The sequence below is a fragment of the Chryseobacterium foetidum genome (assembly GCF_025457425.1).
GTDB lineage: Bacteria > Bacteroidota > Bacteroidia > Flavobacteriales > Weeksellaceae > Chryseobacterium > Chryseobacterium foetidum.
The window spans coordinates 1,472,989-1,491,492 of record NZ_JAMXIA010000001.1 but is presented as its reverse complement, the minus strand read 5'-3'; the positions used below and the strand labels follow the sequence as shown (position 1 = coordinate 1,491,492).

Below are 18,504 nucleotides of genomic sequence, written 5' to 3'. Positions count from 1 at the left end.
GAAGAGTTATTACACCATTATTATTGATTTGATAAAAATTTAAACAGGCCCTTAGGTTTAGGGTAGGAATAATAAGGCTTAAAAAGTTCTCTACAAATCAATTCTTTTTAGCAATTCTCCAAGCTTTATTTAATATGAATAAAATGTAAACAAAAAATTGTATCTTTGTCTTCACTTAAACATGGGGTTGACTGGTTTCGACAGCAAGGTCAATGGGTAAGTAAGCATGCAGAGAACCGTAGCGCGATCTCTTAAATCCCTTGCTACACAATTTTAACTGGCAACGAAGAGTTCGCTCTTGCAGCTTAATCCGAATAAAGTAAGATTTCAAGCGCTTTCCCGAAGACAGTAAGGAAGCAAGATGTCTCACAAATGCTCTGTTCTGCGGCGTTTGATTCTGAGATATAGTAATGCAGAAATAAGGTTTCGGAAGCTTCGGCCGAGACTCGAAAACCTCAGAAGATAAGCTGGAAGTTGGGTGTTTGCTCTCTGCCTCCAGTCGAAAACCAATAGTAAAATAAGCATGTAGAAATCTTATGTATTGCTTGTTTGGACGAGGGTTCGAATCCCTCCAACTCCACATTTAAAACTAAAGGGAATTCAATTTATTTGACTTCCCTTTTATTTTAAGATTTTATATGAGGAAAATCGACACCAACCCTATAACCATATCCAAAAGAATTGTTTGCGATTCTTTGTGCATAGTTTTCCTTTAAAATAGTTACATGCTTTAATTCTAATGGTACGTTTGCATACGTTAAATTTAGAGATTTAACATTATTATCAGACTCTGATATGTATGATGTAAAGGGTTTACATTTCCATTCTATTGCAATAAATTCATCATTAAAATTAACAAAAGAATAAAATCCTTGTTCCGCATTTTCTAAAGCTGATTTATTATTTATTTTTTTTCCTGTAATAAAATAAAACTGAAAATCAATTTTACTAGGATTTAAACAATCACAAAGTGGTGTTATACATAAAAAATATTTATCATCAGACTTAAAAATATCACCAAAAGTTAGTTTTTTATTTCTCCTGTTTTCAATATTTACACTTGACACCATATGAGCATACTGACTAAGCTTATCATGTAAATCATTATCGACATATATATCTTGTAATCTCTCTTCTAGAATGAGAATAGATTTTAAATCTAAGTCTAAATTATATTGCGCTAGCTCATTCATCCAATATTGAATTATAAAATTAACGAAGGAGGTTTTGTCAAATTCTTTATTTTCACCATTTTGGATAGAATAATTATTTGCGTGATATAGAAATGCCCGTTCATCAATCAAATTAAATTTTGTACCAATTTTTGAAAAATCTTCTCTTAACTTGTCTTTCAATTCTAAAGAAACTAAATTAATTATACTATGAGGATTTGTATAAATTGCTTCACTAAAGACGTTAAAAAGATTTTCTGGCTCAACACCATCTTCGTTTCCGCTTTTGTGCAAAATAAGAACTATTATGCCGTTAATTAAGTAGCAATCTTTAACAATTTCAATTCTTTTGTTGATTGTTTTTTTTGCATCATCTTGCAAATTTACACTAAAGATAAGATTAGCTATAACTAGAAGAGATTCAACAATGTTTTCTTTAGATAAAAATTTTTCTTTAGTTGTGCTTACAATTTTTTTTGACAATTTTACCAAATCATTATAATCGAGAAATGTTCCAAATTTTTGAATTATCTCTTGTGATAATTCTTCTCGTTTATCAAAAAATTTGATAAGTTCAAAAAATAACTTTCTATTTTCTTCAAAAAAAAGTTCAACATCTTCACTTTTATCAGATAATCTCGAAATTTTTTCTTTTAGAAAATTTACGAACTCATCAAAAGTTGTTGAATTGTATAAATTATAATTTTCACATAAGACTTGAGATACTGAATCTAAATCCTCCGTATTAGTATAGATTACTACAAAAGGAATTCTCTTCTCAAAAATTATATCATTAAGTATTAAAAGTGTATTTTTAAATTTTTCTTCGCCATCATCTAATTCCCAATCTAAAACCATCAAATCCTTATTGTGAATCATATAATTATTTTCTAGCCATTCATCAAATGTTTTAAATTGATAAATATCTAAATCACAATGACCTTGTTTACGAAAAGAATAATATAACTTTTTAGGATCATTAGTATTTAAGCCCTCTGTAGAATCAGAATATGGTGCTAAATAATTGTCGTCGATACATATTGCATTTCGTATAGAATCTCTTATTATTGCTTTTGCAACATCTTGAAAGCTTTTTATCTCTTGAAGCGGTTTAGATATTTCTACAGACATTTTTTGCTCATCCATTATTATAGTATTAGTTTTTTTTGGTTTTATGTATGACGAAACACGCTCCTTTAAGCTTATTATAATCTGTTTTATTTGTTGCATAAATGTCATAGCCGACGGCATTTAAATTTTTCTTTGCTAAATATAATCCAATGCCTCTACCATCTCTTTTTCTAGTATAAAAAAGATTAAAAATATCTTTAATTTGTGAATCATCAATTCTTTCTCCAGAATTCATTATTCTAATTTCATCGTCGATTAATTCAATTTTAATTTTCCTTTCACTTGAAGGAATTAACCAGTAGTTAGCATTGTTTATAATATTAAGAAATGTGGGTTTTATTATGGAGTCATAAGAAAAAAACTCATATTCTCTAAAAGAATCATTTACATCAAAATCTATTCGATATTTTTTAAATTCATTTTCAAAAAAATCTTTGATATATTTTTCAATTTGACTTCCAGAAATAATTTCTCTTGTTCTTCTAGATGTTCTATACAATGGTTTTAACAGTTTATAATTTCCTTCTAAGTGTTGGAAAGCATTTTTTAACTGATTAAAACTATATGCTATTTCTGTATTTTTCTTTGAATAACTCTCAATTTCGTTAACAGAATCTTGCATTTGAGAATACATAACATTAAATTGATGATCAATAATTTCAATCGCCATTCCTAATTGCGCTAATTCTTCATAGTCCTCAACTTTTTCTGCGAGCTTTTCATTTTGTTCTTGATACCAACCTCTTAAAAAGTCATCATCAACATCAATTTGTAAATTAGAAATATGTTTGGTAAAACCTTTGAATGAATTTTCAATTTCTTTTTTATGTTCTTCCGTTAAATTTTCCAGAGCAATAATTTTCGACGAAATTTTATCCTTTTCGTCAGAATCTAAAAGATTATAGGATTCACATTGCTTTATGAAAGATTCCACTTGAAAGTTTTTTTCTTCAGTTAACTGTTTTTCTATTCGATTAAATGACTCTTTCGAAATATCATTGAAAGCAGAAAATTGTCGATCTAAGTATCTAATATGTGAGCGAAATTTTTCGTTGTATTCCAGTTTTAGGTTTTCAACATTAATTCTTTCTCGAGTTTTATCAACTATAGCTTGACAGTTTCGAACGCTATTATTAGCAGTATAATACTTACTTTGATAATTCACATATTCTTGCTCCTGTCTTGTTGTAATTTTTATACCTGGTGGTTTTTGAATCTTTATTGATCTTAATTCATTTTTCTTACTCTCGAGTTTTTCAAGTATATTATTATAATTATTATAATTAATTTCCAATTGATTAACTTCTCTAGAAAGTTCATCACCAATATCATCTATCTCTTTTTCTAAACTATCAATTTTAGTATTATATTCTTTTAAATCTTCTAAAAAAGATTTTTTTGTTTTTGAATTTTTCTTTTTTGCAGCATCAAGTTGTTGTTGATGTTTTGCGTTTATTTCAGTAAGCTGATTTTCCCTATATGTGTCGAATTTATCGTCTTTTCCAGCACGCAGATATCTTTTAGCAATATCAACAAAAAACTCAATCAAATCATCCTTAAATTCTCTATATGCTTTGTTCTGAATGAAGCCTTCTCTTCCTGCCTTGTCCGTAAGACTAGGATTTTTCTCTCTGGTCAAATCAATATAACCAATAAACCTTCTATGACTAAAAAAATAGGTTCCAGCACTTAAACTTCTTCTTTTTTCAAATTCTAAAAAATCGTGTTCGGTTCTACCATATGGCAAAACTCTAAAATCATCCCGGTATACATATAAACCACCGAACGCATCAAGTTTTTTATTGATATTAACAAATTCTTCTGGATTCAGCAAGGAACTTTTTAGTTCGCCTTCAAATGAGCCCCATTGAATAGAGAAAGGACCATATGGGGTTTTTCCTGGAGGTCTATTTGGTTTAAAAAAATATTTTTCTCTCTTATTGAATACTTTAATTTCTCCTGAAAAAAAGCCACTCTCATCAAATTCACCACTCAGCCAGTGATCTGAGTTTTGCATTTCTTCCGTTGTGAAAAAGTCATCAATGACATCATATTTTCCAGATGCATCATAGATTAAAAAACTTGTTGTAAAATCTTTACTTTTATTTTTTAAATCATTGTGCAATCCACTTAAAGAAGCTCTCAAATATGTAAAAGAATTATCTTTTTTTAAAGAGACTCTATCTTTTTCCGAAAGTTCTAATAATTGTTCGTGAGGGGTTAATATTATAAAGAATGTTCCGTGAAATTTGTTTTCGCAAAATTTAGCAATTATTTCTTCATAAATAAACCCTGGAATATTAAATGATTCCCAATCTTGTAGAATTGTATTTCTATAATTTTTTTGTTCTTCCCATTTAGTTTCATCCAGATTCAATTCGAATTCTACATTTGCCTTGGCAATATTTGTCTTAAATTCTTGTTGGGTTTCGAATGAAAGCATTGGTACATTTAGATCTTCAAGAAAAAAATCATAATTATCTAAAACTCTCCAATCCATTAATAAAGCATTTGCTTTTTCATCTGCTTTTTTAGAAATCATTAGCATTTGTGAACCGAGATAAGAAACAGACAAACGACCTATTCCTTTTTCACCCATGGGAGTTCTTCTTTTTAAATCAAATTCTGGTTGAATTTTTTGGTTTCTTGCTTTTGAATCGGTTCCTAAAACAAACCATTTATTTAATATGTCTTCTTCAGACATACCAAATCCATTATCACTTAAAACAAAAATTGGTTTATGATTATCTTTATAGGAATCAAGGTATAATTTACACTCTAAATTTTTAGCATAAGCATCATAACCATTTTTCCATAATTCAGAAATTGCTGTCGGTAAATCGGCAATTTGACCTTTACCGAGAAGTTCAATTGCTCTCGCTTTTGCTCTAAAATTAGCCATTTGTGTGATTTTTAATTATAGCTTTTGCTATTGAGGTTGCATATTTTGGAGGCACTGCATTGCCAATCATTCTAGCAATATTTGCAATGCTTGTTCCTTTAAATTTATATGCTAATGGAAAAGATTGCAATGTCGCACCTTCTCTAATTGACAATGCACGATCTTCTTCTGGATGCACAAATCTACCATTAGAAATACTAAAAAATTTTGTTGTAATTGTTGGTGCAGGTTTATTCCACCATAATCTCCCAAATGTGTCTTTGAAAGAGTCGTCTTTTCCTTCAAAACATTTTAGCTGTAATTCTGGATCGTTTGCAAATCCAAGTCTGTTCCCACCGTCTTTTTCTACTTTTGTAAGTCTTGTTTTATTAATGTTACTAAGATTAGAAGTCGTATGAAGGAATTCTGATTTATCCCTATGTCCAGGTTCAATTTTAGGAAAACCTTTATCGATACCTAAAACATCTTTTACAACTGTTTTTTTTCCTTCTAATTCTAAAGGCTTTATTTCTTCATCCGAAATACGAGTAGCTATCAGAGTAAATCTCTTTCGACTCTGAGGAACTCCAAAGTCATTTACATTATGAATTTTAAAATGGGGATTTGCATAACCGTTATTTTTAAGCCATTCTATAAATTCATTTAAACCACTTTCATCTTTTCTTCTCAAAACACCTGGTACATTTTCAACTACTACATAACCTGGTCGAAAATATTTAACAAACCGAGAAAACTCTACTAAAAGATTTTTTGATTTTGACGACTTTGTTTTATTTGTATTAATAATACTCCAAAACTGACAAGGACTACATCCTATCATAATAAGTTCATCATCATTTTTTTTTAAAGATAATTTCTTTTGTAATTCCTTTTCTTTCAAATCAAATACATCAGCGTGAATAAATTCTGCACCATTTATATTTGCTTCGTATGTCTCCTTACAATTTTCATCAAAATCAATCCCTGCAAGTATTTGTATTCCTGCATCTTGCATTCCATAACTCATTCCTCCGCCAGAACAAAAGAAATCTATTGCTTTCAATTTTGCATCACTATTCATAACACTAGCCAAATAATTTTTGTTGTTTTCCTTTCAAACAAAAAAAGTTTTTAATATAACTATTTTTTAGAAAATACAAATATTTCGTGTGCAAAATTACAATCTTAAATACAATGAAAAAAACATAATCAATACAATGTGTAAAGCTACTATTGAATTTTCAATAAAAAATACGGGAATCCATATTTAATGAATTAATTTGAAATTATTTTGGTATTAATCATTTTAATAAGAAAAGCTCGAATTCTTTACTTAACAAAAAATGGAAATGAAAAGAAGGTGTAATATTTTGTTGCTTTAAAACTATACCTCAATTTTATATTGCCATAAAATAATAATATTCTAATCCCCTGATTAAGAAAACACTAAAACCCATCGTCATAAAATAACCATAGTCTACCGACAAAAAAGACTAAAAAAATGTTTTATCCTAAAGAATTTTATATATTTGCACCATCTAACAATAAAAAAAATATTTACTATGTCAGACATTGCATCAAGAGTAAAAGCTATCATCGCTGATAAGCTTGACGTTGAAGAAACAGAAGTGACTCCTGAGGCTAGCTTCACAAACGATTTAGGAGCAGACTCACTAGATACAGTTGAGTTAATCATGGAGTTTGAAAAAGAATTTAATATTCAAATCCCTGATGATCAGGCTGAGAAAATTACTACTGTAGGTCACGCTATCGCTTATATCGAAGAAGTAGTAAATAAATAATATTCTTCAACAAAGAACTTTAAAGAAAATTTATGGAATTAAAAAGAGTAGTTGTAACAGGGTTCGGAGCATTAACGCCTATCGGGAATAATGCACAGGAATACTGGGAAAATCTTGTAAAAGGTGAGAGCGGTGCCGCTCCGATTACTCTTTTTGATGCCACAAATTTTAAAACAAAATTTGCCTGCGAGGTAAAAAACTTCGATCCTTTAGACCACTTCGATAAGAAGGAAGCTAAAAAAATGGATAGAAACACTCAGTTCGGGATGGTTGCAGCAAGAGAAGCTGTAGCGCATTCAAGAATTATTGAAGACAACGTAGATAAACTAAGAGTTGGGGTAATCTGGGGTTCCGGTATTGGCGGTCTTGAAACTTTTGAAACAGAAGTTCTGGGCTGGGCAAATACAGATATTCCAAGATTTAATCCTTTTTTTATTCCTAAAATGATTGCGGACATCACACCGGGACATATTTCTATTGAATATGGTTTCCACGGTCCCAATTATACTACGGTTTCAGCTTGTGCTTCTTCTGCCAATGCATTAATCGATTCTAAAATGCTGATCCAGTTAGGAAAAGCAGATGTAATCGTGTGCGGAGGTTCTGAAGCTGCAGTTACAGCAAGTGGAGTGGGAGGCTTTAATGCCATGATGGCACTTTCTACAAGAAATGAAGATCCTACAACGGCTTCAAGACCTTTTGACAAAGACAGAGATGGTTTTGTTTTAGGTGAGGGCGCGGGATGTATTATTCTTGAAGAATATGAGCATGCGGTGAAGCGTGGAGCAACAATTTATGCAGAATTACTGGGTGGAGGTATGAGTGCTGATGCACATCACATGACTGCACCACATCCTGAAGGTCTGGGAGCTTATCTTGTAATGAAAAATTGTCTGGAAGATGCAGGATTAACTGCTGATGAAGTAGATCACATCAATATGCATGGGACGTCTACTCCATTAGGAGATGTTGCAGAATCCAATGCGATTTCAAGATTACTGGGCGAGCATGCCTACGACATTCAGATCAATTCTACAAAATCTATGACCGGTCACCTTTTGGGTGCAGCGGGTGTTATTGAAGCGATCGCTGCTTTGGGAACTATCATTCACGGTATTGTTCCACCTACGATTAATCATTTTACAGATGATGAAAGAATTGACAGCAGACTGAACTTTACTTTTAACGAAGCTGCGAAGAAAGATGTGAAGGTTGCCATGAGCAATACCTTCGGATTCGGTGGTCACAACGCTTGCGTTCTTTTTAAGAAAATCTAAATTTACTGATGGAGTTACAGAAATATTTTTCTAAATTCCTACTCAAACAAAGAAAAAGAAAACTCACCGAGAGAGACTTTTTCCTCAGTACAGAATTATACAAAATTTTAGGTGCTGAGGTAAATAATGTTGACCTTTACCGTGAGGCTTTTTCGCTGAAAAGTTCTTCCAAAAACGGTGAAAGAAACTACGAAAGACTCGAGTTTTTAGGTGATTCTGTTTTGGGAACCATAATTTCGTGTCATTTATTTCAAACCTATCCTCAGGCCAATGAAGGATATCTTACGCAGATGAAATCTAAAATCGTTAACCGTAAGAACCTTAACAAGCTGGGAGAAGACCTGAAACTTACGCATTTGCTGCAAAAGCAAAGCGTTGTAATGGCTTTAGGAGAAAATATCTGCGGAAATTTGTTTGAAGCTTTGGTGGGTGCGGTTTATCTTGATTTTCAGTATGATACCTGCAAAAGAATTGTATTGGAAAGACTTTTAACGCCATCAGAAATTATCAAGCTTGAAAATAAAATTGTAAGCTATAAAGGTCTTCTTTTAGAATGGGCTCAAAAGAAGAAACTCAATATAAAATACGAAACCTGCGAAGAAATTCAGCCTAATAAGGCGGTGGTTTTCAGATGTCATGTTTGCTTTGGTGATGAAAAAATTGCCAATGCCACAGAAACTTCAAAAAAGAAAGCCGAAGAGAAAGCAGCGCAGCGGGCATTTTATATTTTAAACAAAAAGGAAAATATTCTTGGAAGTACAAAAACTTTATGATTTTGATGAAATAGAATCCGAAGATATCACCATTGGTTTGGTGAGGTTGGTAAAGTCTATGCACGATCATGAGTTTTTCTTTAAAATCAACCGGAATTCTCATCTTAGTTTCTCCAGAATAAAGGATCTCGTATTTCACGGTTCCTACTACGATTACTGCTTTCCCCGTTTTGAAGCATATCACAAATTTACAAAAACATGCTACACTTTCATCTCAAACAGATCATCTGAAAGTAGGCAAAAAAAAATTCAGACCGAACTCTTTGCGGAAGAAGATAACATTAAATTTTTATTAAATAATCAGCCCGATGTGGAATATATTCTGCACAGTTCGGAACAGTATGCTGATTTTTCCGTAATTTTGCTCCCTGAAAATCTTGTATTTCCAATACAGGATTATATATTGAGTTCTGAAGAAGAACTTTATCAAATAATACAGTATTATGAATAAGTATTTAAAGAAGACAAAAATTATTGCAACCCTGGGACCGGCTTCGTCATCAAAAGAAGTTATGTTGGGATTGATGAAGGCAGGTGTTGATATTTTCAGAATAAATTTTTCACACGCAGATTACGACCTGGTTCGAACTAATATCAATATTATCAGAGAACTTAATGCAGAATATGGATATTCAGTTGGGATTCTTGGAGATCTTCAGGGTCCGAAACTGAGAGTTGGGGTGGTAAAAGAAGGTTCCTACCTTAACCCTGGTGATGTATTGACCTTTACCAACGAAAAAATTGAAGGAGATTCTACGAGAGTTTACATGACGTATCAGCAGTTTCCGATGGACGTAAAAGTCGGGGAAAGAATTCTGATCGATGACGGTAAACTGATGTTGGAAGTTCTTGAGACCAACCAGATTGATACTGTAAAAGCAAAAACGATTCAGGGTGGACCTTTAAGTTCTAAAAAAGGGGTAAACCTTCCGAATACCAATGTTTCTCTTCCGGCTTTAACGGAGAAAGATATTCAGGATGCCAACTTTATGATGGATATGGAAGTAGATTGGATCGCACTTTCATTCGTACGTCATGCTCAGGATATTATTGATTTAAAACAATTGATTGCGAATCACCCTAACGGTAAGTTTAAAACGCCAATTATTGCTAAGATTGAAAAGCCTGAAGGTGTAAAAAATATCGACGAAATTTTATTGGAATGTGACGGATTAATGGTTGCCCGTGGTGACCTCGGTGTAGAAGTTCCGATGGAAGAAGTTCCGGCCATTCAGAAAAATCTTGTTGAGAGAGCGAGATTCTTTTCAAAACCGGTAATCATTGCGACCCAAATGATGGAAACGATGATCAACAGCCTTACACCAACAAGAGCAGAGGTGAATGACGTTGCCAATTCTGTATTGGATGGCGCTGATGCAGTAATGCTTTCAGGTGAAACTTCAGTAGGAAGATATCCTGTTCAGGTAGTTGAAAACATGGCTAAAATTGTGAAGAATATTGAAATGACTCATTTCTACCAACACAAAAACGAGCCGATTGAAAAAGATTACAACTGTATCGACGAGAGATTTATCACCAACCGTGTGTGTCTTGCTGCAGTAAGAATTGCTAAAACAACAAATGTTTCTGCGATTGTAACTTTAACGAACTCCGGTTACACTGCTTTCCAGCTTTCTGCACACAGACCAAATTCTCACATCATCGTTTACAGCGGAAACAGAAGAGTAATCAATATGCTGAATCTTCTTTGGGGAGTAAGGGCTTATTATTACGATATGAACAAACCGACAGATGAAACCATTATTCAGGTCAATATGCTGACGCATAATTACGGTTATATCGAGTCTGGTGATTTTGTAATCAACATCAATGCTACACCATCTTTTGAAGGAGGCAAAACCAATACTTTAAGACTGACAACAATTTAATTTAAGTTTAGTCTAAAAATCAAAAATCTCACGGAAATTAATCCGTGAGATTTTTTTTGAATTATTTTTGAATTGAATTAGAATCCTAAACCAACTGTAAATCCTTTTACAGGATTCGGGAATGTTACTGATGATGCAGCAGCTCCCGTTGTAAGATTTACAACATAGATTTTATTTTCAGTACCAACAGATGCCAAAAGATAAGCTTTCTGAGACATTGCACCGATATCGAAACCGTTCGCTGATGTAATGTTAATTCCTAAAGCACCTTTTTCAACTAAAGTACCCATGTTTGGTGGGTTTTGAAGATAAAGTTTATCTGTATTATGATCAATTACATAAAGCTCTGTAGCGGTTGCTCCAGCGAAATTGTTGGTGTACGCTGCAGAACTAATTGTAGGTGTTCCCGGATTCAATGCAGTATCAGCTGCTGTAACAGCACCGGTAACAGGATCAAGTCTTAAGTTTTGTCCTGTATTGCTCACAACTCTTATTTTATCAACTGTAGGATTAAAATCAAATCCGAATTCAGTTCCAACTAAAGGAGTTGTAAGTGTACCTGTACCAACCTGAGTTGCAGCACCGGTACCAAGATTAATTGTGTAGATTCTGCTTGTGCTTCCTAAAGCATAAAGTTGCCCGTTAAGCGGTCTGAAATCAATTCCTAAAATGCCTTCACCTGTTTGTAAACCTCCAACAGTCTTAGAAACCATTCCTTGTGAAGGATCATTAGGATTAAAGATTTGTAACTCATTGGCATTATTAATAGCGTAGGCTACCGGATTGGTGGGGATTGCGATATCAACTATTTTTGAAGGTAAAGCACCAATGCTCGAAGCTTTTCCTGTAGCAAGATCTACACTGTATAAAGCATTTTGTCCGCCGCTTGTTACTGCCATCAGTGCATTTTTATTATCTGGGCTGATGTCAAAAGCAGCCTGACCTGTAAAAGTGAAACCTAAATTTCCTACTTCTGCCAAAGTACCGTTGTTTGGTGGGTCTTGCTTAAATAATTTTCCTGAAGTTACATCAATATCATATAAAGCAGTAGTTGAAGCTCCTGACGTGCTGTTGGTATATGCAATTCCTGTAATCGATGATGTTGTTGCAATAGCTCCGTCGGTTGCGGCAGTTGCTCCCGTTTCAGGATGTAATCTCAAGTTTTGTCCGGTACTGGTTACCAAGCGGATTCTGTCTACTGTAGGATTGAAATCAATTGAAGCAATTGTTCCGGAAATTGCCGGAGTAAAAGCTGTTGTGCTTACCACTCGTGCCGATGCGTTCGCAGTATTAATAACATACAGTTTACTGGCATTGGATAATGCGTAGAGTTCACCGGTTGCAGGTCTGAAATCGATGCTCATCAGTTTTTCGCTGCCTGTGATACCGGTTATTGCAGTTTTAGAAATGAAAGTTCCGGTATTTTTGGCATTGAATGAAGTGATTTCATTATTGTCCGTAAGGCCATATACCATAAGGTCAGGCCCCTGTACCATGGGATCCATTCCGTTTACGTCGTCGTCGTTACATGATAGTACTGTTGCTACCATAGCTCCAGACAGGAGCAGAGAGAATAGTTTGTTCATAATGTTTAATATTTGATTTAATAATACAGCTATATACGAGACAAAATTGAAATTGGATTTACAAACAGATTTTTTTAATTCAATATTTTGTTTAAATTTGCAATTCCATTGCGGAAAAAAATACGGTTCGCGGGTATTTTGGTTTGTTTCGAAAAGTTTTTTCAATAAAAAGTTTTTGATATTTAAAAAATCGTTATATTTGCACACCGAAAATTTGAATAACAATAAATAAATAATTTAAATCATGGCAAAGGAAACGTTTAATCGTAACAAACCACACTTGAACATTGGTACTATTGGTCACGTTGACCATGGTAAAACTACACTTACTGCAGCAATTTCTGCTGTATTAGCGAGCAAAGGTCTTGCTGAGAAAAAAGATTTCTCTGCTATTGACTCTGCTCCTGAAGAAAAAGAAAGAGGTATCACGATCAATACTGCTCACATCGAGTACGAAACTGAAAAAAGACACTACGCTCACGTTGACTGTCCAGGTCACGCGGATTACGTAAAGAACATGGTAACTGGTGCTGCTCAGATGGACGGTGCTATCGTTGTATGTGCTGCTACAGACGGACCAATGCCTCAAACCAGAGAGCATATCCTTCTTTGTCGTCAGGTAAACGTACCTAGAATCGTTGTATTCATGAACAAAGTTGACATGGTAGACGATGCTGAATTATTAGAGCTAGTTGAAATGGAACTTAGAGATCTATTGTCTACTTACGAGTTTGACGGAGATAACTCACCGGTAATTCAAGGTTCTGCATTAGGAGCTCTTACTGCTGCTACTGCTGCTACTCCTGATACTGAAGACAAATGGTTCAAATCAGTTGAAGAATTGATGGACGCTGTTGATACTTGGATCGAGCAACCACCAAGAGATACTGAAAAGCCATTCTTGATGCCAATCGAAGATGTATTCTCTATTACAGGTAGAGGTACTGTAGCAACTGGTAGAATCGAAGCTGGTGTTATCAACACTGGAGATCCAGTTGATATCGTAGGTATGGGTGATGAGAAATTAACTTCTACTATTACAGGAGTTGAGATGTTCAGAAAAATCCTTGACAGAGGTGAAGCTGGTGATAACGTAGGTCTATTGTTGAGAGGTATTGAAAAAACTGACATCAAGAGAGGTATGGTAATCGCTAAGAAAGACTCTGTGAAGCCACACAAAAAATTCAAAGCATCTGTTTATATCCTTTCTAAGGAAGAAGGTGGACGTCACACTCCATTCCACAACAAGTACCGTCCTCAGTTCTACGTAAGAACTACTGACGTTACAGGAGAGATCTTCTTGCCAGAAGGTGTAGAAATGGTAATGCCTGGTGATAACTTAGAGATCACTGTAGAATTGCTTCAGCCAATTGCTCTTAACGTAGGTCTTAGATTTGCGATCAGAGAGGGAGGTAGAACAGTTGGTTCAGGTCAGGTTACTGAGATTATCGACTAATCATCTAAAATAAAATAAAGTTCCGTAAGGAAACTTACGGAACTTTTTTAATCTACGGGCATCGTCCAATGGTAGGATACCGGTCTCCAACACCGTTGATCAGGGTTCGAATCCTTGTGCCCGTGCAAATATAATTTATGAGTTCATTTGTTGATTTTATAAAAGGTTCTTATAACGAATTCAGACATAAAGTTGAATGGCCGAAATGGTCAGATCTTCAGTCTTCTACAATCGTAGTGACTATAGCTACTGTGATTCTTGCATTGTTTACCTTTGGAGTTGATGAGCTTTTCTCTAAAGCAATCAGCAACATCATCGGAATGCTAATCAATATGTTCAACTAAAAAAGGATTTTCCCATAATGAGTGAATTGAAATGGTATGTGCTGAAAGCCATCAGCGGACAGGAAAATAAAGTAAAAAACTACATTGAGACAGAAATCAAACGTTTAGGGTTTGAGCAGTATGTTACTCAAGTGGTGATTCCTATGGAAAAAGTTATCGTGATGAGAAACGGTAAAAAAGTTCCTAAAGAAAAACCATATTATCCTGGTTACCTAATGGTGGAGGCAGATTTGATGGGTGAGATTCCCCATGTCATTAAAAACATTCCGGGAGTAATTTCTTTCTTAAGCTTAACAAAAGGAGGTGATCCTGTTCCGATGAGAAAATCTGAAATCAACAGAATGCTCGGAAGAATGGATGAACTTTCAGAATTCGCTACTGATCTTGAAATTCCTTTTATCGTAGGAGAGAATGTAAAAGTAATCGATGGTCCTTTCAACGGATTCAACGGTACAGTAGAAAAAATTCTTGAAGACAAAAAGAAAATTGAAGTTTCTGTATTGATCTTCGGAAGAAAAACACCGATGGAGCTTAGCTTCATGCAGGTTGAGAAAGTTTAATCTCTTTTTTAAAATATTGTAAAGACCAATCCGCAAGGGTTGGTCTTTTTATTTAATGATAATTTGAAAATTAATTTTTGGTATTTTCCGCTTTTGTTCTTTTGCTTTTTCTACATTTGTTGAAACTAAACTTACTAATAACTGTGAAAAAGATTCCATTGCTGATACTCGTTTCAGCCCAGTTTTGTCTTGCACAAAATCTCATTCACCATACCACCAATTATTTCGGTCCGAATGCCAATACCGTTCCCGAATTTACCAATGCCACGATTCCGGCATTTACGCAGTTCACCCTCACGGGGGACTACTATTTCGGTCATGATGACGAAACTTTTTCGAATCTTTTTAAAATTGAAGTTCCGGTAATTGCTGAAAAAGTTTCTGTAAAGGTTTGGAAAACTCTTATTGAGCATTATAAAGTTTCGGATGAAGTTTTTCTCCGAAGACAAATGCAGAAAAGAGAAGGGTTTGCAACCGGTGATTTTTACGTTCAGACAAGAATTAAATTATTGTCGGAAGGAAAGTTTAAGCCTGATTTAGTTTTAAATTCTACTTTAAAAACAGCTTCGGGAAATGATTTTAAAAACCGACGTTTTCTTTAATACCGCAGGATATTATTTTGATGTTGAAATGGCGAAGTCTTTCAGAATGGAAAGTTTTATTGATGAAGTGAGAGTGGTTACGGATTTCGGATTTTATTTATGGGACGTTCAGACGCCCAATCTCAATGTTCAGGATGATGCATTATGTACGGAGCTAAACTGATTTTAAAACACAAAAATATCAGTTGGGAAAATACACTATCCGGATACAATGGCTGGATAACAAGAGTAGAGGATTATGGTGACAGACCCGTGATTTTAGCATCAAAACTAAATATCACTATCGGTAACGAAACGGTCTTATTTCTTTAGTTCCAGCATGGAATAAGATATTTTCCTTACGAGCAGGTAAGAATCGGAGTGCAGCTTCCATTAAAGAAACTGACTCCGAAATTCTTTTAATAATTATAAAGTATAAGAACTGATTAAACTGATATTCTGAATATTTGCAGGATCAATACTGTATTGCTTTACGTCCGAATTGGTAAAAGCAAACAAATGATTATTGTCGATAATCAAATCACGTGCAGGAACATTGGCAATGGTTTTTACCACACTTGGATTTTGAGGATTGCTGATATCGAAAATCACAATATCATTTTTGTCGCAGATGTAAAGGTAATTTCCATTTAAGGCTAAACCTTTTGGTTCAGAAAGATCACGTTGTGCTATGAGTTGTGGCTGCTGAATATTGGTGGTGTTGTAAACCATCAGAACATTATTTGCGCCACCACAAACCGTATTGGCATGTAAAGTAACGAAAGCATGGGTACTGTTGGCAACTACCGGATCACACGCTCTGAGGTGTAAAGCCTGTGATATAAATTTCGGATTTTCCGGTTCCGCAGTAATGTTATAGATAAACATGCCATTTCTGGATCCTATAAATAGGTAATCGCCGTTGGAAAAAAGTGTCTCAATATCAAAACCAACGTTTACTGTTCTTACTTTCACAGGATTTTCGGGATTGGTAATGCTGAAAACGTTCAGATTTGAATGATCTACCACATACATATTATTGTTTTTAAGAATAAATGTAGCTGTGGAGCCTTCTTTTCCGTCACTGCTCTGTTTGTCCGAAGAATCATTATTACAGCTGAAGAGAAAGACAAGAAGAAATATAAATGATAAATTTTTCATGGTGTTTTTATTTAAGTTTCCAGTCAACAATTATTTTATCAGTCATTGGTGCACCGTCAAAACCATCCGGAGACTGAATGGCAGGAAATACGTTTTCAATTCTTTTTAAAACCTGAACTTCATTCGTACTTGTATTAATTTTTAATGCAACCAAATCTGTCGCCTGATTGAGGTAAAGAATATTGTTTCTTATCGCAACATCTGTGGAACCTAACGCTTTCAGATATTTTAATTTTTTAGGATTTGCCGGATCAGAATTATCAACAATATGAAAACCGTCACGGCTATCATTCACAAAAATGAATTGATCTTTCAGATAAATCTTGGCATTTTTGGTGGTTGGTTTGGGGTTTTGCACCTTAATGTCTACGAGCTCTGCTCTGGTAGCATACACAGGCTCGTAAATAGTCTGAGGTTCAGCGATGGGATCGTCCTCAAAATTAAACAGCCAGCAGGACTGTAACAGGGAAAGACTTGCGAGAAGAGCAAGAAGTCGTAATTTTTTCATGGTGTGGAGATTTGCGATAAAAGTAAACATTTAATTATAACGACTGTATTAAAATAATTTAATTTTATTTCCAAACTTTAATACGCTAAGTATTTGTTAATTAAAAATAATTTCATAATTTTGCAGTCCGAAAAGTAGGTTTACTTTATGTGAGTGCGGTAACCTGCTGAATAATAAATGCTTCCAAACTCATTAATTATTCAATTTTTAAAAAACAAACAATGGCTAAAAAAGTCTTTAAAATGGTTAAGCTCCAGGTAAAAGGAGGAGCAGCAAACCCATCTCCACCAGTAGGTCCGGCATTAGGTTCTGCAGGTGTGAACATCATGGAGTTTTGTAAGCAATTTAACGGAAGAACCCAAGATAAGCCAGGACAAGTTTTACCTGTAGTAATTACAGTGTACGAAGACAAATCTTTTGAATTCGTAATCAAAACTCCTCCTGCAGCAATCCAGTTAATGGAGGCGGCTAAAATCAAAGGTGGTTCCGGAGAACCAAACAGAAACAAAGTAGGTGCTGTATCTTGGGCTCAGGTTCAAAAGATTGCAGAAGATAAAATGACAGATCTTAACTGTTTCACTTTGGATTCTGCTCTTTCTATGGTTGCAGGTACTGCCAGATCTATGGGATTAAGAGTAACAGGAACTAAACCAACTAACGCTTAAAACTAAGAGAAATGGCAAAATTGACTAAAAAGCAAAAAGAAGCTTTAAGCAAAGTAGAAAAAGGAAGAATCTATAACCTTGAAGAAGGTTCTGCTCTTGTGAAAGAAGTAAACACTACGAAGTTTGATGCTTCTGTAGATATCGCTGTAAGATTGGGTGTAGATCCAAGAAAAGCAAACCAAATGGTAAGAGGTGTAGTATCTCTTCCTCACGGTACCGGTAAAGATGTTAAAGTTTTGGCTTTGGTAACTCCGGATAAAGAAGCTGAAGCTAAAGAAGCTGGTGCTGACTATGTAGGTCTTGACGAATATTTACAGAAAATAAAAGAAGGTTGGACAGATGTTGACGTTATCGTTACTATGCCGGCTGTTATGGGTAAATTAGGACCTTTGGGTAGAGTATTAGGACCAAGAGGTTTGATGCCTAACCCAAAATCAGGTACTGTAACTATGGAAATTGGTAAAGCAGTAACTGAAGTAAAAGCAGGTAAAATTGACTTTAAAGTAGACAAATACGGTATTATCCACGCTGGTATTGGTAAAGTATCTTTCGATGCTGCTAAAATCAAGGAGAATGCTCAGGAATTGATCTCTACTTTGATCAAAATGAAACCAACTGCTGCTAAAGGTACTTATGTGAAGAGCATTTATTTGTCTTCTACAATGAGCCCGGGTATTGCAATTGATACAAAAGCTGTTAACTAATTATAATCCTTAAG

Annotated in this window: 19 protein-coding genes, 1 tRNA gene and 1 other RNA gene; 15 read left to right on the top strand and 6 right to left on the bottom strand. The window is 34.4% G+C overall.

Annotated features, from left to right (window positions below):
• Window positions 1-183 precede the first annotated feature (183 nt).
• Window positions 184-583, top strand: a transfer-messenger RNA (tmRNA) gene (gene ssrA, locus NG809_RS06985).
• Between the two features lie 43 nt (window positions 584-626).
• Here ssrA and NG809_RS06980 read toward each other — a convergent pair.
• From NG809_RS06980 to NG809_RS06970, 3 genes are read right to left on the bottom strand one after another with little or no spacing between them, the layout of a single operon-like run.
• Window positions 627-2,318, bottom strand: a complete 1,692-nt coding sequence (locus NG809_RS06980; protein WP_262149275.1) for a response regulator receiver domain — start codon at window positions 2,316-2,318, stop codon at window positions 627-629.
• 10 nt (window positions 2,319-2,328) lie between these two features.
• Complete coding sequence (locus tag NG809_RS06975; RefSeq protein ID WP_262149273.1) at window positions 2,329-5,205, bottom strand: ATP-binding protein; 2,877 nt, start codon at window positions 5,203-5,205, stop codon at window positions 2,329-2,331.
• Window positions 5,198-6,247: a DNA cytosine methyltransferase gene (locus NG809_RS06970; RefSeq protein WP_262149272.1), complete on the bottom strand. Its 1,050-nt coding sequence runs from the start codon at window positions 6,245-6,247 to the stop codon at window positions 5,198-5,200. The genes NG809_RS06975 and NG809_RS06970 overlap by 8 nt, the downstream gene beginning before the upstream one ends.
• A gap of 499 nt (window positions 6,248-6,746) precedes the next feature.
• Here NG809_RS06970 and NG809_RS06965 point away from each other — a divergent pair, with 499 nt between their 5' ends.
• Genes NG809_RS06965 through pyk form a run of 5 tightly spaced genes read left to right on the top strand, consistent with a single transcriptional unit; the run spans window position 6,747 to window position 10,925 of the window.
• The gene (locus tag NG809_RS06965; protein ID WP_002976354.1) at window positions 6,747-6,986 is read left to right on the top strand and encodes an acyl carrier protein; all 240 of its coding nucleotides are present in this window, start codon (window positions 6,747-6,749) and stop codon (window positions 6,984-6,986) included.
• A 32-nt stretch (window positions 6,987-7,018) separates the two neighbouring features.
• Entirely contained in the window at window positions 7,019-8,263 is a 1,245-nt protein-coding gene (gene fabF, locus NG809_RS06960; RefSeq protein ID WP_262149269.1) for a beta-ketoacyl-ACP synthase II, read from the top strand.
• A gap of 8 nt (window positions 8,264-8,271) precedes the next feature.
• Window positions 8,272-9,036 carry a ribonuclease III gene (gene rnc / locus NG809_RS06955; protein ID WP_262149267.1) on the top strand — a complete coding sequence of 255 codons (765 nt, stop codon included), beginning with the start codon at window positions 8,272-8,274 and terminating at the stop codon, window positions 9,034-9,036.
• Window positions 9,014-9,487, top strand: a complete 474-nt coding sequence (locus NG809_RS06950) for an IPExxxVDY family protein (protein ID WP_262149265.1) — start codon at window positions 9,014-9,016, stop codon at window positions 9,485-9,487. Before rnc ends, NG809_RS06950 begins: the two co-directional genes overlap by 23 nt.
• On the top strand, window positions 9,480-10,925 hold the full coding sequence (pyk, locus tag NG809_RS06945) for a pyruvate kinase (protein WP_262149263.1): 1,446 nt from the start codon (window positions 9,480-9,482) through the stop codon (window positions 10,923-10,925). The genes NG809_RS06950 and pyk overlap by 8 nt, the downstream gene beginning before the upstream one ends.
• A 77-nt stretch (window positions 10,926-11,002) precedes the next feature.
• Here the strand turns inward: pyk and NG809_RS06940 are convergent, their stop codons facing one another.
• Complete coding sequence (locus NG809_RS06940; protein ID WP_262149261.1) at window positions 11,003-12,511, bottom strand: DUF4394 domain-containing protein; 1,509 nt, start codon at window positions 12,509-12,511, stop codon at window positions 11,003-11,005.
• Window positions 12,512-12,755: 244 nt separating this feature from the next.
• On the opposite strand from NG809_RS06940, the gene tuf reads away from it, so the two are divergent.
• From tuf to NG809_RS06905, 7 genes are all read left to right on the top strand, one after another.
• Window positions 12,756-13,967, top strand: coding sequence for an elongation factor Tu (tuf, locus tag NG809_RS06935; protein WP_048508468.1), 1,212 nt, complete (start codon window positions 12,756-12,758; stop codon window positions 13,965-13,967).
• A gap of 54 nt (window positions 13,968-14,021) precedes the next feature.
• Window positions 14,022-14,092 (top strand) — tRNA-Trp (locus NG809_RS06930).
• A gap of 12 nt (window positions 14,093-14,104) precedes the next feature.
• Entirely contained in the window at window positions 14,105-14,311 is a 207-nt protein-coding gene (secE, locus tag NG809_RS06925) for a preprotein translocase subunit SecE (RefSeq protein ID WP_056074831.1), read from the top strand.
• Window positions 14,312-14,328: 17 nt separating this feature from the next.
• Window positions 14,329-14,871, top strand: a complete 543-nt coding sequence (gene nusG, locus NG809_RS06920) for a transcription termination/antitermination protein NusG (RefSeq protein WP_056074830.1) — start codon at window positions 14,329-14,331, stop codon at window positions 14,869-14,871.
• 143 nt (window positions 14,872-15,014) lie between these two features.
• The gene (locus NG809_RS06915; RefSeq protein WP_262149256.1) at window positions 15,015-15,473 is read left to right on the top strand and encodes a hypothetical protein; all 459 of its coding nucleotides are present in this window, start codon (window positions 15,015-15,017) and stop codon (window positions 15,471-15,473) included.
• On the top strand, window positions 15,445-15,636 hold the full coding sequence (locus NG809_RS06910; protein WP_262149255.1) for a hypothetical protein: 192 nt from the start codon (window positions 15,445-15,447) through the stop codon (window positions 15,634-15,636). The genes NG809_RS06915 and NG809_RS06910 overlap by 29 nt, the downstream gene beginning before the upstream one ends.
• Window positions 15,618-15,785 carry a hypothetical protein gene (locus NG809_RS06905; protein ID WP_262149253.1) on the top strand — a complete coding sequence of 56 codons (168 nt, stop codon included), beginning with the start codon at window positions 15,618-15,620 and terminating at the stop codon, window positions 15,783-15,785. Before NG809_RS06910 ends, NG809_RS06905 begins: the two co-directional genes overlap by 19 nt.
• Before the next feature lie 93 nt (window positions 15,786-15,878).
• On the opposite strand, the gene NG809_RS06900 is transcribed toward NG809_RS06905, so the two are convergent.
• Together NG809_RS06900 and NG809_RS06895 are read right to left on the bottom strand one after the other, a co-directional pair.
• Window positions 15,879-16,613: an LVIVD repeat-containing protein gene (locus tag NG809_RS06900; protein WP_262149251.1), complete on the bottom strand. Its 735-nt coding sequence runs from the start codon at window positions 16,611-16,613 to the stop codon at window positions 15,879-15,881.
• 7 nt (window positions 16,614-16,620) lie between these two features.
• A complete protein-coding gene (locus NG809_RS06895; protein WP_262149250.1) occupies window positions 16,621-17,121 on the bottom strand; it encodes a hypothetical protein in 501 nt (166 codons plus the stop codon).
• A gap of 221 nt (window positions 17,122-17,342) precedes the next feature.
• On the opposite strand from NG809_RS06895, the gene rplK reads away from it, so the two are divergent.
• Both rplK and rplA read left to right on the top strand, forming a co-directional pair.
• Window positions 17,343-17,786, top strand: a complete 444-nt coding sequence (gene rplK / locus NG809_RS06890; protein WP_262149248.1) for a 50S ribosomal protein L11 — start codon at window positions 17,343-17,345, stop codon at window positions 17,784-17,786.
• A gap of 11 nt (window positions 17,787-17,797) precedes the next feature.
• Window positions 17,798-18,490 (top strand): 50S ribosomal protein L1, encoded by a 693-nt coding sequence (gene rplA / locus NG809_RS06885; RefSeq protein ID WP_262149247.1) that lies wholly within the window; start codon window positions 17,798-17,800, stop codon window positions 18,488-18,490.
• Window positions 18,491-18,504 lie beyond the last annotated feature (14 nt).

Coding starts and splice junctions, on each gene's coding strand:
- secE (WP_056074831.1), top strand. CDS start 14,105: ATGAGTTCATTTGTTGATTTTATAAAAGGTTCTTATAACGAATTCAGA.
- fabF (WP_262149269.1), top strand. CDS start 7,019: ATGGAATTAAAAAGAGTAGTTGTAACAGGGTTCGGAGCATTAACGCCT.
- NG809_RS06965 (WP_002976354.1), top strand. CDS start 6,747: ATGTCAGACATTGCATCAAGAGTAAAAGCTATCATCGCTGATAAGCTT.
- NG809_RS06975 (WP_262149273.1), bottom strand. CDS start 5,205: ATGGCTAATTTTAGAGCAAAAGCGAGAGCAATTGAACTTCTCGGTAAA.
- NG809_RS06900 (WP_262149251.1), bottom strand. CDS start 16,613: ATGAAAAATTTATCATTTATATTTCTTCTTGTCTTTCTCTTCAGCTGT.
- pyk (WP_262149263.1), top strand. CDS start 9,480: ATGAATAAGTATTTAAAGAAGACAAAAATTATTGCAACCCTGGGACCG.
- NG809_RS06940 (WP_262149261.1), bottom strand. CDS start 12,511: ATGAACAAACTATTCTCTCTGCTCCTGTCTGGAGCTATGGTAGCAACA.
- rplK (WP_262149248.1), top strand. CDS start 17,343: ATGGCTAAAAAAGTCTTTAAAATGGTTAAGCTCCAGGTAAAAGGAGGA.
- tuf (WP_048508468.1), top strand. CDS start 12,756: ATGGCAAAGGAAACGTTTAATCGTAACAAACCACACTTGAACATTGGT.
- NG809_RS06910 (WP_262149255.1), top strand. CDS start 15,445: ATGATTTTAAAAACCGACGTTTTCTTTAATACCGCAGGATATTATTTT.
- NG809_RS06905 (WP_262149253.1), top strand. CDS start 15,618: ATGTACGGAGCTAAACTGATTTTAAAACACAAAAATATCAGTTGGGAA.
- NG809_RS06895 (WP_262149250.1), bottom strand. CDS start 17,121: ATGAAAAAATTACGACTTCTTGCTCTTCTCGCAAGTCTTTCCCTGTTA.
- rplA (WP_262149247.1), top strand. CDS start 17,798: ATGGCAAAATTGACTAAAAAGCAAAAAGAAGCTTTAAGCAAAGTAGAA.
- NG809_RS06980 (WP_262149275.1), bottom strand. CDS start 2,318: ATGGATGAGCAAAAAATGTCTGTAGAAATATCTAAACCGCTTCAAGAG.
- rnc (WP_262149267.1), top strand. CDS start 8,272: ATGGAGTTACAGAAATATTTTTCTAAATTCCTACTCAAACAAAGAAAA.
- nusG (WP_056074830.1), top strand. CDS start 14,329: ATGAGTGAATTGAAATGGTATGTGCTGAAAGCCATCAGCGGACAGGAA.